At 44.1% G+C, this 14,315-nt stretch carries 16 protein-coding genes and 1 tRNA gene; 10 read left to right on the top strand and 7 right to left on the bottom strand.

Going from position 1 to position 14,315, the window contains the following annotated elements:
* The first annotated feature begins 64 nt into the window (after positions 1-64).
* Positions 65-826, top strand: a complete 762-nt coding sequence (locus AACH20_RS02520) for an ABC transporter ATP-binding protein (RefSeq protein WP_232736164.1) — start codon at positions 65-67, stop codon at positions 824-826.
* A gap of 1 nt (position 827) precedes the next feature.
* Positions 828-1,946 (top strand): ABC transporter permease, encoded by a 1,119-nt coding sequence (locus tag AACH20_RS02515; protein ID WP_338503837.1) that lies wholly within the window; start codon positions 828-830, stop codon positions 1,944-1,946.
* Positions 1,947-1,994: 48 nt separating this feature from the next.
* On the opposite strand, the gene AACH20_RS02510 is transcribed toward AACH20_RS02515, so the two are convergent.
* Positions 1,995-2,489: a hypothetical protein gene (locus AACH20_RS02510; protein WP_338503835.1), complete on the bottom strand. Its 495-nt coding sequence runs from the start codon at positions 2,487-2,489 to the stop codon at positions 1,995-1,997.
* A gap of 92 nt (positions 2,490-2,581) precedes the next feature.
* Between AACH20_RS02510 and lysS the strand changes: the two genes are divergently transcribed.
* The 3 genes from lysS to AACH20_RS02495 all read left to right on the top strand — a co-directional run bounded on the left by lysS (position 2,582) and on the right by AACH20_RS02495 (position 5,136).
* Entirely contained in the window at positions 2,582-4,108 is a 1,527-nt protein-coding gene (gene lysS / locus AACH20_RS02505; protein ID WP_338503832.1) for a lysine--tRNA ligase, read from the top strand.
* Between the two features lie 279 nt (positions 4,109-4,387).
* Positions 4,388-4,528: a hypothetical protein gene (locus AACH20_RS02500; RefSeq protein ID WP_338503830.1), complete on the top strand. Its 141-nt coding sequence runs from the start codon at positions 4,388-4,390 to the stop codon at positions 4,526-4,528.
* A complete protein-coding gene (locus AACH20_RS02495; protein WP_338503828.1) occupies positions 4,525-5,136 on the top strand; it encodes a hypothetical protein in 612 nt (203 codons plus the stop codon). Before AACH20_RS02500 ends, AACH20_RS02495 begins: the two co-directional genes overlap by 4 nt.
* Positions 5,137-5,142: 6 nt before the next feature.
* On the opposite strand, the gene AACH20_RS02490 is transcribed toward AACH20_RS02495, so the two are convergent.
* From AACH20_RS02490 to AACH20_RS02480, 3 genes are read right to left on the bottom strand one after another with little or no spacing between them, the layout of a single operon-like run.
* Complete coding sequence (locus tag AACH20_RS02490) at positions 5,143-5,859, bottom strand: DsbA family protein (RefSeq protein ID WP_338503826.1); 717 nt, start codon at positions 5,857-5,859, stop codon at positions 5,143-5,145.
* On the bottom strand, positions 5,856-6,455 hold the full coding sequence (locus AACH20_RS02485; RefSeq protein ID WP_338503824.1) for a hypothetical protein: 600 nt from the start codon (positions 6,453-6,455) through the stop codon (positions 5,856-5,858). The genes AACH20_RS02490 and AACH20_RS02485 overlap by 4 nt, the downstream gene beginning before the upstream one ends.
* A gap of 7 nt (positions 6,456-6,462) precedes the next feature.
* Complete coding sequence (locus tag AACH20_RS02480; RefSeq protein WP_338503822.1) at positions 6,463-8,610, bottom strand: ATP-dependent Clp protease ATP-binding subunit; 2,148 nt, start codon at positions 8,608-8,610, stop codon at positions 6,463-6,465.
* A gap of 149 nt (positions 8,611-8,759) precedes the next feature.
* On the opposite strand from AACH20_RS02480, the gene galE reads away from it, so the two are divergent.
* Complete coding sequence (galE, locus tag AACH20_RS02475) at positions 8,760-9,773, top strand: UDP-glucose 4-epimerase GalE (protein WP_338503819.1); 1,014 nt, start codon at positions 8,760-8,762, stop codon at positions 9,771-9,773.
* Here the strand turns inward: galE and AACH20_RS02470 are convergent.
* Positions 9,770-11,041, bottom strand: coding sequence for an LTA synthase family protein (locus AACH20_RS02470; RefSeq protein ID WP_338503817.1), 1,272 nt, complete (start codon positions 11,039-11,041; stop codon positions 9,770-9,772). The two genes, galE and AACH20_RS02470, sit on opposite strands and share 4 nt — an antisense overlap.
* 22 nt (positions 11,042-11,063) lie before the next feature.
* Here AACH20_RS02470 and AACH20_RS02465 point away from each other — a divergent pair, with 22 nt between their 5' ends.
* The 4 genes from AACH20_RS02465 (at position 11,064) to AACH20_RS02450 (ending at position 13,589) form a co-directional block, all read left to right on the top strand.
* On the top strand, positions 11,064-11,195 hold the full coding sequence (locus AACH20_RS02465; protein WP_338503815.1) for a hypothetical protein: 132 nt from the start codon (positions 11,064-11,066) through the stop codon (positions 11,193-11,195).
* A 192-nt stretch (positions 11,196-11,387) separates the two neighbouring features.
* On the top strand, positions 11,388-12,179 hold the full coding sequence (locus tag AACH20_RS02460; RefSeq protein ID WP_338503813.1) for a basic amino acid ABC transporter substrate-binding protein: 792 nt from the start codon (positions 11,388-11,390) through the stop codon (positions 12,177-12,179).
* Positions 12,176-12,886 (top strand): amino acid ABC transporter permease, encoded by a 711-nt coding sequence (locus AACH20_RS02455; protein ID WP_232272879.1) that lies wholly within the window; start codon positions 12,176-12,178, stop codon positions 12,884-12,886. The genes AACH20_RS02460 and AACH20_RS02455 overlap by 4 nt, the downstream gene beginning before the upstream one ends.
* Positions 12,867-13,589 carry an amino acid ABC transporter ATP-binding protein gene (locus AACH20_RS02450; RefSeq protein ID WP_338503810.1) on the top strand — a complete coding sequence of 241 codons (723 nt, stop codon included), beginning with the start codon at positions 12,867-12,869 and terminating at the stop codon, positions 13,587-13,589. The genes AACH20_RS02455 and AACH20_RS02450 overlap by 20 nt, the downstream gene beginning before the upstream one ends.
* A gap of 14 nt (positions 13,590-13,603) precedes the next feature.
* Here AACH20_RS02450 and AACH20_RS02445 read toward each other — a convergent pair whose 3' ends face one another.
* Both AACH20_RS02445 and AACH20_RS02440 read right to left on the bottom strand, forming a co-directional pair.
* Complete coding sequence (locus AACH20_RS02445) at positions 13,604-14,071, bottom strand: NUDIX domain-containing protein (RefSeq protein WP_338503808.1); 468 nt, start codon at positions 14,069-14,071, stop codon at positions 13,604-13,606.
* 65 nt (positions 14,072-14,136) lie between these two features.
* Positions 14,137-14,213 (bottom strand) — tRNA-Pro (locus AACH20_RS02440).
* Positions 14,214-14,315: the final 102 nt, after the last annotated feature.

Here is a 14,315-nt window from a genome sequence, read left to right as displayed (position 1 = left end):
TGTTATCATTGATGATAAGTAGAGACTAGCTTGATCAAAATTACAACAGAGAGGAATTTGCGGAGTGGAACTTGAGCCAATTATAAAAGTCGATAAACTTGTTAAAACTTATGATGGAAATAACGTGGTCGACGGCGTGTCGTTTGAAGTTAAAAAGGGCGAGATATTTGGGATTCTTGGCCCTAACGGCGCGGGCAAAACAACAACGTTGGAGATGTTGGAAGCGCTCAGACCAATTGATGGCGGTGTGGCTACAATTGATGGCATAGATGTCGCTAAGAAACCTAAGGATATTAAGAATATAATTGGTATTCAGCTTCAGTCGACAGCTTTTTATGACAAGCTGACTTTGCGTGAACAATTGAAAATGTTTGGTAGTTTATATGGTCGGACAGTTGATACTGAGGCGCTGCTTGCTAAGGTTCAATTAACAGAAAAAGCTAAGAATTACGTCGAGCAGCTTTCTGGTGGTCAAAAACAGCGTTTTGCGATTGCCTCGACGCTGGTAAATAATCCAAAAGTACTATTTTTGGACGAGCCGACTACGGGGCTTGATCCGCAGGCGCGTAGAAATTTGTGGGATTTGATTAAGGAAATTCGTGATGAGGGAATTACGATTCTTTTGACGACGCATTATATGGACGAGGCGGAATTATTGTGTGATCGTCTGGCAATTATGGACAGTGGTAAGATTATTACAATTGATACGCCACATAATCTCATCCAACAATTATTGGCGCGTGGTTTTAAGAAGGAACAGGTTGTCGAGCAGGCCAACTTAGAGGACGTGTTTATTGATTTAACAGGAAAGGCAATTCGGGATTAACATGAAAAAATATTGGATTGGAATATTTGGGCAAGTTCGCGCTCAACAAAAGCGTTTTATTCGAGATAAAATGGCGCTATTTTTCACCTTTCTTTTTCCGCTGATTTTTCTATTAGTGTTCGGGTCGGTTTTTAGTAATGATTCGACCAGTTTTAATATTGCAATTGTCAACAATTCGCAGACGGAATTTGCCAAAAGTTTCGTTAAAAATGCCAAAGAAAATTCTAAGGATTCGATCCTCAAAATTAAAGACGTTAAAGATATGGATGACGCACGCGAAAAGCTGAAGCGATCAGAGCTCAATGGTATTATTGAGCTCCCGAGTGATTTTGGTGTGATAAAAAATAATGGCAATCATCCTATTCCAACAGGCACTGTGAGTGTTATTTACTCCAAGGGTTCTGAACAAACAGGCGGCGCGTTGGTGGCAGTGATGAACCAAATTACCAATAACATCAATATTCAGATGGGTCAACCTGAAGCTCCGCTTAAAGCTGTTGGTAAAGCGATTGGTGATGAGCAATTAAAATCGTTTGATTACATATTTACAGGGCTATTAACTTTCAGCTTGATAAGTATGGGTATTTTTGGTTTAGCTAATCAAATGCCGGCTGAAAAGAAGCGTGGCTCGTACCGACGTTTACGCGCGGCGCCGTTTACTTCTGGTCAGTTGATTATCTCTACAGCAATTCACTATACGATTATTTCCTTGCTTAGCTTGATCATGATGGTTGTCGCTGGCGCTTTGATATTTCACTTTAATATGCGAGGCGATTGGGCGCTGTTTGTGATTATATCTGTATTATCGGCATTCATGATGGTGGGAATAGGGCTATTGATTGCTGGCTGGTCGAAAAACGAAGACCAATCTTCCGCGTTAAGTAATTTAATTTCTTTCCCGATGATGTTCTTGTCCGGTACGTTTATCCCGCTTTATCTATTCCCAGAATGGTTGCGAAGCGTTGCCCAATTTGTCCCCATAACTCCAATCACGGATGGATTCCGGTTAATTATGACTGAACACGCAAGTTTTATGGAAATCTTGCCACAATTCGGTATTATCGCGGCTTGGACTTTCGCTATTTATTTCTTAGCCATTAAGCTATTTAGGTGGGAATAATAAACTGTCTCAATCAGATTGTTATATAGCACACTAAAATAAAAAATATCAACTTACTCGTATGGTTGCTAACCATATGTCGATTGCAGTATAAAAACTCTCGGGGTTACTTCGAAATATCTTACGTCGTAGTTGTGATAAAATACGCTCATGTAAGGAATGTGGCCGGTAGACGCGCAGACGTCGCAGTGGCACCATGGTTATTGTGCTTGACTTGCCATCCCAGCAAGCCATAGGTAACATTGGTGTAAGCCCAATATCTATTGATGGGTCGACATCGTACGCAAATTCATCAATAAACACGCGTAGTATCACATGTCTCTCATATTGTTGGCGGCGAATTTTGAGGATGTGTTCGGGGATCTGCAGGTCTTGCCAGTCAAAAACACCAATTAGCAATTGACTGGTAATGCCGATGTGCTGCAGTTCTTGTTTCAAGAGTACGCATTTTTGGTAACACGACCACACTTCATCACTGCCACTTGTTCCGTAGGGTAAGTCGCGAATCTTTTCAAATACTTTAATTGCTTTTTTGACTCTCATGATAGGTAGAAAATGGGACTACGTCTATGATATCACCGGAATGATCGCTCAACGTTAACTCTTTTGTAACAAGCTAGTGTATAATATAGCACATGAAGTGGCTCGATGATATAGTAAATACGTTTCAGGATGCTAATAAAGATATTTTGGTTGCCTCGGGCGCATCGCCGTCAGGTGTGTATCATGTGGGTCATCTGCGTGAAATTGTCATCGCTGATGCCGTGGTGCGGGCGCTGAAGAAAGCAGGCATTCGGGCGCGCCACGTTCACGTTTCAGACAACCTCGACGCCTTTCGTAAAGTGCCGGTTAATTTGCCAGCGAACTACGAACAGTACTTGGGTGTGCCGCTCTGTATGGTGCCATCACCAGATGATCGGTACGATTCGTGGGCGGATTTTTGCTTGAAGCCATTTCTCGACAGCGCCGATAAAATTGGCGTCACCATGGACGTGATCTATGCTAGCGATAAATATCGGAGCGGATTTTTTGTGCCGGCCATCGAGCGCTCACTGAGCCGCATTGACAAAGCTAAGTTGGCTATCCAGGAAGTGTCGGGTCGGCAGCTGGATAATCAATGGTCGCCGATTCAGATTATGGAACATGGTCGTCTTAAAAATCGTCAGTTTGTCAGAATGGATAGCGATACAAAAACAATTACCTATCGTAGCCATGATGACTCGGAGCACACGGTTCGGTACGATGACGGGCAGGTAAAGCTGGACTGGCGGTTGGATTGGCCGGGGCGGTGGTGGCTGCTCGGTATTGATATCGAGCCGTTTGGTCGTGACCACGCGACGAAGGGCGGTTCGTATGATACCGGCAAACGGATCGCTCGTGAAGTCTATGACATTGATGCGCCAGTACCAGTGCCATATGAATTTATTAATCGCACCGGTGATACGAAAAAGATGAGCGCCAGCAAGGGTACTGGCGTGAATGCACACGACGTTGTTGATATGCTGCCGCCTGAGGTAGTGCGCTACTTTATCCTTCGATATTCGCCAGCCAAGCGGTTGTATTTTGACGAGACCGATAGCCTGGTGCGGCTGGTTGACGACTTCGCGGCGATGAAGCAGCATCCGCAAAATGAGCTTGATAAACAGCTATTATTCTTGTGTACTGACGGACTAGATCAGCCAGCGGTCAGCTCAATTCCATTCTCGCATCTGGTTATTTCATACCAAGCGGCGCTGTGCGACATGGTAAAAACAGTAGAGATTTTGCGGCGCAGTTCGGAATACGCCCGCATCGTCGACGAAGAAGAAGCAGTGATCATCACAGAACTAGGCTATGTTGGTCGGTGGCTGGAAAAGTGGGCGCCCGAGTCATTGAAGTTTCGTCTGACGGACGAGGTAAATCCCGATGAGTTCTCGCCAGAGCAAAAAGAATACTTGAGGCGATTAGCTGACGATATCGCCGAGGCGCCGGCTGGGGCTGACGGTAACTGGTTTCATCAAGCAATTTACGCCTACAAAGAGAGCGGTTTGCTGCTGCCGCGGGAGCTTTTCACCACCATCTACCGTGTGCTCATTGGCAAAGATTCCGGGCCGCGCGCTGGCTGGTTCTTATCGATTTTGCCGCGGGATTGGTTGATTGAGCGATTGCGACTAGTCAAGTAGAAGCTCGTCTAGTGATTAAGCTTTTCAGGTGGAAATGGGGAGCAAAACTCTAATCGTCTGGCGGTTTTATTAAAATATATCGGTAGTTTGCCTGTTTTCGCTTGCTTTTTATCGAATAGTCGTATCTGTCGCTTAAAACATTCTTTCTGTTTTCGAAAACAGCTTTTATGTTTTGGAAAAATGCCTTTATATTTTGTTCGATTTTTACCGTTTTTCATGATGCTAACGCTGTATTATAATTAGACCAGCTATAGTGAAGCTACACCAGAAGGGGGAATTATGACATTTGAAGAAGCGCAAGAGCTAGTGATGAGTCATATTCGCGCGCGGAAGTGGGATAAGACGAATGATTCGCGCGGTTCGGCGGTATCGTTGTCGCTGGAAGCTAAGAAAAATTATAAGAAGGATACGACGTTATGAAAAAGAGGTTTGGTATGAATAAAAAACTTATTGCGATTATTTCCGTCATAATCATCTTGTGCGGCGCTGCGGCTGGGCTGTGGTATAACCGCCAGCATTCTGCCGAGCAGCCGAAGACTCCGTCTACTAACGTGTCCGACGCCGCCAAATTCAAGTCAGAATATCCGCGAGTGGCGGCGAATAATCGCTTCGTTTATGCCAGCGATAAAGAGATCCTTGATATCTTTGATAACGGCAGCGGCGTGGTTTTCTTGGGCTTTCCGCAATGTCCGTGGTGCCAGCATTTGAGCAAACACGTTGATCGGGCAGCTCGGGCTGAAAGTGTTGATAAAATATACTATTTGAATATTCGCGATGCTCGCGCTAGCAACAACGAAGTTTATCAAAAATTGGTCAAGAAATTAGAACCGTATTTGGAAAAAGATAAAAATGGCAATCCTCGAATATTTGCGCCTGATGTATCGATTGTCAAGAACGGCAAGATTATCGGCCGCTACAAAGAGGAATCAACTGGCGACGATAATATCACGCCAGATAAATATTGGACTAATGAAAGAATAGAGCGGACTTTATCTCAATTGCGTGGATTTATGAGTCAACTGAAATAGTGACAATTATTTAACGCCGCCAGCTTTAAGAATGCTTATTAATCCGTTTTCGCCGCCGACGAATCCGCTGGTTTGATAGTCGTTAATGACCATGTACGGCAAGCCGTTCACGCCAAGCGACAAGGCTTTTTGTGTGTTGCTGTCAATTTCTTTTTGGTGCGGTTTTTTAGTCATACAGTCGGAAAATTGCGATTCATTCATGCCGACATTTTTGGCGGAAGTTAGGAAATATTCCAGCGGAAGAGCAGGGATTTTTTTCGGCACAGCAACGTTTTTTACGCCGATTCCTTTATCGAAATAATCGCTTTTAATGCGCGGGACGATATCGTGGGTGTACTGCCAATATTTATCTTGATCAGCAGCACAAAACGCAGCGTGAGCGCCAGTTTCTGTATTGTTGGTCATCTCTTTTAATAGTGTTACTACGCGATGCTCATAACGAACTTTTCCGGATTTAATATAGTCATTTTTGAAGAATTCTGTGCTGGTTGCGGCTTCGACCTCGGCGCAAAATGAACAAAAATAGTCAGTATAATCAATGAATACGTTTTTCGCGTCAGCGGATCCTTGTGACATTTTTTCATTCCATGGTTTATTATCGCCAATGTGACGATTCGGCGGACGATTGACAATTCCATAAATAAACAAAGCTACAATTCCCACGATTACAATTCCCGAAAGAACCCAAATAAGTGCTATGCCTGATGATTTTTGTCGATTCATATTTTCTCCTGTTTAGATAATTCTGTGTACATAAAAATAATTTGACCTGATTTATATAGCGAGAATAAACTGAGTAGTAAAGCCAATAAAAGGACTATTATACTGGCGATATTTGCGGCGGTGGCGGCGGCAGCTCCCGAGAAAAATAGGGTTACAATTGGTAAGATTAGTGATGTTCCGCAGGGAACGCAGCCGAGTCCAATTGTTGCGGCAATTGATGCGATTCCGCTTAATCCGACTTGTCGAGATACAGTTTTTTCATTGTCGCGATTATTCTTTGCTGTAAAAATTACAGCGGCGATCGATACACCTTGAAGAATTGACACTACCATAAGTAGCGCGCCATTTGGTGAAGTGAAACTTTGTTTGAAGATGTCTATAATCATCGAACCGAGCAGCGTGATTTTATCGAGGATTGGTAAGCGCGACATTATCAGCGGTCCGTAAAAATTGGCGTTGATTGCGAAATAAATTACCACGGCGAAGGCGACGGTCGCGACAATTGTTATTAGTAAATATTTCGGCAAACCAAGCATTCTGCCGACTCCTAAAAGCGCTGATTTGACGGATTCCTGCTCGCTGCGAATTTGATCCATGCATCTATTATACGATATTCGTAAAGGCAATTCGATCATCCACGGCAGCAACTTTTACTGTATCTCCGTCGTGAATTCGCCCGTCGATCAGTTCGAGCGCCAAAGGATCAAGCACGCGTTTTTGAATCAAACGCTTAAGTGGCCGAGCGCCGAAACTCGGGTCGTAGCCGTCTCGCGCCAACATATCACGAACGCTATTGTCAAAATTCAGCGTTATGTCACGACTATCCTTAACTTGGCGAACAACTTTTTCTAATTGCACGTCAACAATTGCACGCATCGACTCGGGATGGATTCGGTCAAAAATCACAATGTCGTCAATTCGGTTTAAGAATTCTGGGCGGAAATGACCACGAAGCGTCTCTAAAATTTGATTGTCGAGCGAACTAATGTCGTCGCCCGTGTAGTCCATAATCATTTGCGATCCGACGTTGCTGGTCATGATGATAATGGTGTTGCTAAAGTCAATCGTTCGTCCTTGTCCGTCCGTCAATCGACCATCGTCCAAAACTTGCAACAAAACGTTAAACACGTCGGGGTGTGCTTTTTCGATTTCGTCAAACAAAACCACGCTATACGGACGTCGTCTAACGGCTTCCGTCAATTGACCGCCCTGATCGTAGCCGACATATCCTGGAGGCGAACCGATCAATCTGGCTACGGCATGGCGTTCCATATATTCACTCATGTCAATTCGAATCATGGCATGCTCGTCGTCGAATAATTCACGACATAAACTGCGCGCGACCTCTGTTTTTCCCACGCCAGTAGGGCCGAGGAATAGGAATGAGCCAATCGGTCGATTGATATCGCCGAGTCCAGCGCGTGACCTACGAATGGCGCTTGCTACAGCTGCTACGGCGCGATCTTGTCCGATGACTTGGCGGCTGATCGATTCTTCCAATTTGGTCAATTTGCTGGATTCGCTTTCCATCAATCGCTCCACTGGAATTCCGGTCCAGCGCGCTACCACGCCAGCGATATCATCAGGCGTAACTTCTTCGCGGAGTAATCTGTCGTGGGTTGGAATTGCCGCTAGCTCCTCGCGGGCGCTTGCTAATTTTTTCTCCAGCTCCGGTAAATCGCCATATTTAATGCGGCTAGCGGTGGCGAGGTCTGCGTCGCGTTCAGCGATTTCCAATTGTGAGCGCAGATTGTCCATTTTTTCGGTAGTCGTGTTGACGGTTTGCAAAATGTCTTTTTCGTGTTGCCATTTTTTATCAATCACTTCGGCTTTTGCGCGAATCTCGGCAATTTGCTCCTTGATTTCATCTTTGCGAATATTGGCGTGGTCGGATTTGTCCTTTTTCAACGCCGCTTCCTCGATTTCCAATTGCAAGCGTCTATTATTCAATCGATCCAGCGCAATTGGCACGCTTTCTAACTGCATTTTGAGTGAGCTGGTCGCTTCGTCAAGCAAGTCGACTGCTTTGTCTGGCAAGAATCGGTCGGGTAAATATCTGGTGGATAATCTGGCGGCTGCCACGATTGCGTCATCAGCAATTTTTACTCCGTGATGAATTTCGTATTTTTCCTTCAATCCGCGCAAAATGGCGACAGTGTCGTCAAAGCTTGGTTCGCCAACGTAAACTGGCTGGAATCTTCGTTCTAAGGCGGCATCTTTTTCGACATACTGACGATATTCAGCGAGTGTCGTCGCGCCAATCATGTGCAATTTTCCGCGAGCCAGCGCTGGCTTTAACATATTGCCCGCGTCCATACTGCCTTCGCTTTTTCCAGCACCAACCATGGTGTGAATCTCATCGACAAAAAGAATAATCTCACCAGCCGCTTCTTCTACTTCTTTTAGAACAGCCTTCAGTCGATCCTCAAATTGTCCGCGGAAACTAGCGCCCGCCAGAAGACTGGAAATTTCTAGGGAAATTAGTCGTTTATCCTTCAGTGAAGCGGGAACGTTGCCTTTGACAATTCGTTGCGCCAACGCCTCAACAATTGCGGTTTTGCCAACTCCTGGCTCACCGATGAGGACGGGATTGTTTTTAGTGCGGCGACTTAGAATCTGCATAGTGCGTCGAATTTCTTCATCTCGACCAATCACTGGATCGAGTTTACCTTCGCGCGCCAACGCTGTTATATCTGTACCGAACTTTTCGAGTGGTTTAGTTGTTTCTTCTTGATTCATGTTTGGTGGCATAAAATCCTCCTTTTGGTTTTTAGTCCTAGTTTGTTGCGCCCCAGTAAAAGACAGAATGGTGAAATTTGATGTAGCTATCATAACAAATTAGCACTCTCAGTGCAAGAGTGCTAATAAAATAAATAGTCATTTTGTGATACACTAAATGTATGAATATTCTTGTCACTGGTGGCGCTGGATATATCGGCAGTCACACAATCATCGAACTATTTTCATCAAATCATAACGTAGTGGTGGTTGATAACTTATCAAATTCATCCGTCGAGAGTCTGAGGCGAGTTGAAGAAATCACTGGTCAATCAATACCGTTTCACGAATTCGATTTGTGTGATCATCAGCGACTATCAGAATTGTTTAAATCTGAGAAAATTGATGCTGTAATTCATTTTGCTGGGTTGAAGGCGGTTGGCGAGTCGGTTGAAAAGGCGCTTCTTTACTATAAAAATAACCTTGAAAGCACGTTGGTTTTGCTTGATGTGATGCAAGAATTTGACGTGAAGAAATTGGTGTTTTCTAGTTCGGCAACAGTTTATGGCGATCCTGCTAAATTACCAGTTACCGAAGATATGCCGTTGTCTGCCACAAATCCATATGGCCAAACAAAGTTGATGATTGAGCAAATGCTCCGCGATATTTCTGCGACAAATCAAAATTGGCAATTTACATCTCTCCGCTATTTTAATCCAGTTGGCGCGCATCCGAGCGGTCGCATCGGGGAAAATCCCTCAGGAATCCCGAACAATCTCCTGCCGTTTGTGTCGCAAGTTGCTGTTGGTAAGCGAGAGTATTTGAGCGTTTTTGGTGACGATTATGACACCCCAGATGGAACTGGCGTGCGTGATTATATTCACGTGGTTGATTTGGCGAAGGCTCACGTGGCGGCTTTGGAGAATTTAGGTCGACCGAACGAATATAAAGTCTATAATATCGGCACTGGTCGTGGTACTTCGGTTTTGGAATTAGTGAAGGCATTTGAGAAGGCGTCTGGTCATGATGTTCCGTATCAAGTTACGCCACGTCGAGCAGGTGACATTGCGACGTGCTATGCAGACCCAGGCTTGGCGGAGAGAGAATTAGGTTGGCGAGCGGAATTGACAATTGAAGATGCTTGCCGCGACGCTTGGAATTGGCAGAGCAATAATCCAAATGGCTACAATGGCTAATTGCCAGATTTGGTGAAAATCTTATTTTCGTAATAAGCGGAACGTTTGGAAAGTTCTGAATTTAAGTTTTCAATTCCGCCGTATTGTTCGACCAAGGTTTTCTTTCCAGAAAATAAGTTTGTGCCCAGACCTAATCGGTCGCCATCAATTTTAACTCCCAGCGCCGCCAAAGTTGACGGATACATATCGAATGTCGTGAATTGACGATTCTTTGAATGGCTAGTCGAAATGGCTGGATTTATAAACGTGTTGTAAATGGTTCGCTGATAATTAGTTCCGCCAATTTTCTCGTCGTAGTATGAAGTTTGCATTCCTAAATGGTCTCCAGAAATAATAATCGTGGTGTTTTCATAAAATGGCTGAGATTTAATCCAATTGACGAATGCGGCGACCTGTTTTGAAGAACAAGCGTGGACATTATCGTATTGATTGCTGAAGGTTTTAGCGCAGGTTTCATCCAAATATCCGTCGGTAAAATGCGTGTCGGCAGTCAATAATTGCAAGTTAAATGGCTTGTCTGACGCCGCCAAGCGCGAGGCTTCTTCGCGGGCAAATTGGAATAATTTTTTATCTTCATAACCCCACCAGACTTTGTAATCTTCGGATATTTTTCCGTGTTTTTTGGCGTAATTGTAATCTTCGATATTGAAATTGCCATGCTGAGTTAATAATTTATCGCGTCCGCCAAAACTTGCTTCAGAGCCCATAATAAATGTTTGATTATAGCCTTGTTTTTCTAAAATCTCACCAAGACTATAAGCGCCTGGCAAGAATTTTTTAAACTCGCCCAGGGCGTTATGGTCGCGTCCACCAACCAAGTTTTCTTTCAGCGGGACACCAGCGGATTGCGCAGCCATTCCTGCCACAGTCCAGCCAGTGTTTGTTGCAGGCAAAGCGCCGCCAACACCAGATGCTTTGTTTGAGAATGAGGTATTTTTTAACGCCAATTCTTCCAGCTCTGGAATAACGGAGGTTTCGGAACTGCCGCCATTAGCCTTTGATGCTAAAGTGTTTTCCATTGATTCTAAATAGATGTATATTAAGTTGCGCTTTTTCTCTGGGAAAGTCAATTTGGCGGTTTTTGGATTGACGTAATTTTCTTCGTATAATTTGGTCGATTGGGTCAGGGCGTAAATATAGTTAGGGATGCCGAAACTTTGAATTAGAAGGATGATCGCAATTAAAAACATACTTAGTGAGTAAATTGCCTGATTTCGTAATCTCAAAAACGGCAAGGTGAGCTTTCGTGATGATTTGATTTTTTTCAAGCAAAAGGCGATTATACGATTGATGAAAGAGATCGATTTGTCGAACATTGGGATTAATAAAGTGCCGAATAATAGGAAAACCAGCGGAAGATTTTGCAGGACGGCCGACCATAAATTGTCAGATTTGCCACCAGCTAATCCGTTGACGAAATAAAAAATTATCTCGTCGATTTGTGAATCTTTAAAGACTATATATTTATAGTGGGCTGCAATTAAGCAAAATGCCGCCAAAAAAAGCAAAATGATTGATATTGATTTAATCCAGAAACGTTTGGTAAATTTAATTTTTCTCACCATTCTATTATATCACTTACGTTTTTTGAGGATGAAGGGGTATAATAAAAGCATGAGCAAGAATAAGACGCGCATATTCGGAATTAGTTGGTGGATTGGGCTGGTTTTATTTGCGGGGATGATTTGTTTGATGTTGGGTGATATTTTACATCGAGATGGCGTAATTGGCTCAAAAACTGATGTTCTGGTGATGGGCACAAATGCTGGGTTTAAGCCGTTTGAATATATTGATAACAATCAAGTGGTTGGCTTTGACGTTGATCTGGCAAGGGAAATTGCTAAAAGCTTGGGTAAGGACTTGAAGGTCGAAGATATGTCGTTTGACGGGTTATTGCCAGCGTTGGATAGTGGTCAAATTGATATGGTGGCGGCTGGAATGACAGTGACGCCTGAGCGAGAAAAAAATGCGTTGTTTTCAGATCCGTATTATTCGGCGTCGCAGAGAATAATTGTTAAAAAGGGCAGTCCGATTCGCAATAAATATCAATTGCCAGGGCGAAAAATTGGCGTGCAGCTGGGTACGACTGGCGATACTTTGGCGTCTAAGATTACCGGCGCATCAGTCACGCAGTTTCAAACCGCGCCGAGTGTTTTGCAGGAATTAAGTTCGGGAAAAATTGAAGCGGTCATTCTGGACGACGCTCCCGCAAAGCAGTATTCGGCTGGATTTTCTGACTTAGAAATCTTACCGGGCGCGCTCAGCGATGAAAGTTATGCGATTGCTATTAAAAAAGATAATAAAGACCTCTTAGAAAAGGTTAATAAAGAAATTGCCAAGATGAAAAAAGATGGCCGTTATGAAAAATTAATCCGCAAATATTTTGGCGAGGAGGCTAAATCGTGAATTTTTGGGAAGTGATTTTTGGCGGCGGTCGATGGCTATTTTTATGGCATGGATTAGAGGTGACACTGGTTTTGACTGTGTTGTCGCTTATTTTAGGGTCGGCAATTGGTGTGCTTGTTGCCCTGATGCGTACGTCTAATTTACGACCATTTGGCAGGATGAAAACGAGTAGACTCGCGAACTTTAATCCGCTAGCTAGTTTGGGAAAAATTTATGTAGATATTATTCGCGGCACGCCACTTTTGGTTCAGTTATTGATTATGTATTACGTCGTTTTTGGGTCGTACCAATTTATGCCGAAGATTTTTGTGGCGGCGGTGGCGTTCGGGATAAATAGCGGTGCATATATCGCCGAGATTATTCGTGGCGGAATTCAGAGTATCGACAAGGGGCAAATGGAAGCGGCTAGGTCTTTGGGTTTGAGCAATTGGCAGGCAATGCGGCTGGTTATTTTGCCGCAAGCAATGAGAAATTCATTGCCAGCGTTGATTAGTGAATTTATCGCGCTATTAAAGGAAACTTCGGTTGTTGGTTGGATTGGCCTGAATGATATTATGCGGGGCGCGGACAATATTCGTTTTCAGACGGCGACGGCTTTTCAATCGCTATTTGCCGCTGCGGCGATGTACTTAATTTTGACGGCGATTTTTACGCGAGTAATGGCGCGAGTAGAAAGGAAATTGAAGCATGACGATGATCAGCGTTAAAAACTTGAAAAAAACGTTCGGCACGAATCGAGTTCTTCGCGATATTGACGTGGAAATCGAAGAGGGCGAGATTGTCGTGGTGGTTGGTTCGTCTGGTTCTGGCAAGTCGACATTCTTGCGTTGCCTGAACCTACTGGAAGAGCCGACTTCGGGCGAGATTATTGTTGATGGAGTTAAAATTACTGATCCTCACGTAAACCTAAACGCCTTGCGTCAGAATATTGGCATGGTTTTTCAGCAATTTAATTTGTTTCCGAATTTGAGCGTGATTGAAAATATTAAATTAGCTCCGAAAAAACTGCGTAAATTTTCAGACCAAAAAGCGACAAAATTGGCGCGAAGTTTATTGGACGATGTTGGATTATTGGATAAAGCGGACGCTTCGCCGAATAGTTTGTCTGGCGGTCAAAAACAGCGAGTGGCAATTGCGCGGGCGCTAGCGATGGAGCCAAAAATTATGCTGTTTGACGAGCCGACATCGGCGCTGGATCCGGAAATGATCGGCGAAGTGCTAGATGTGATTAGGAAAGTTGCCAAAAAGGGAATGACGATGGTGATTGTTACGCATGAAATGAAATTTGCCCGTGAAGTCGGGACTAGGATGATTTTTCTGGATAAGGGAGAAATAATCGAAAATGGCACGCCAGCCCAGGTAATGGATCACCCGAAAACTGAACGTGCCAAAAAATTCTTCGCCAAATAGCCCGAGTGACCTCGCTATAATTCGCTTAGAACTGGAACTTCTGTCAATTTATTAACCAGCTGGTCCAGGTCAACCTCTGTCAAATAACTTGGCAGAATCCGCGTGGTTTTTGGATCAACAAAGCCACATTCCGCTACTTCCTCGACGCCGTGCGATGTTTGTTCCAGGTCAATCTGCTGGTAATCTTGCCAGTTGGTGATGAGGAAGAAAAATTCCAATTGTTCATTCGGGCCGTGCGCTGATTGTTCGCCTGATTCGGCGAATTGCTGGATAAATAACAACTTGCCAATTTCTGGTTTGACGCCAGTTTCTTCAATCATTTCTCGACGCAAGCCGTCTAGCAAGCCTTCGCCCATTTCTAAACCGCCGCCCGGCGTACACCAAAAATCACGACCCTTGTCAGAATTTGCTGTTAGTTTTTGGCAGAAAATTTCGCCCTTGTTGTTGATAATAATTCCGCGTACGTTTACTCTTCGTCGCATAAAACCTCCTTTGATTGCTAATAGCCAGAGGTTCAATTAAGCTGAACGTACGCCCAATAATTTCATGGTCGGGGTGACTGGATTTGAACCAGCGACCTCACCGTCCCGAACGGTGCGCGCTACCGAGCTGCGCCACACCCCGACGCTAAAAACAGTATAAAACTAACAGATATTTTTGTCCAATTGTAATTATTAAAACAGAATCAACTAGTCCTAAAATGATATAATATAAGGTGGACTTAGA

The organism is Candidatus Minimicrobia sp. QA0096, from assembly GCF_963967315.1.
GTDB lineage: Bacteria > Patescibacteriota > Saccharimonadia > Saccharimonadales > Saccharimonadaceae > Nanosynbacter.
The sequence above is the reverse complement of the archived record's forward strand: the minus strand, read 5'-3'. Positions and strand labels throughout refer to the sequence as shown.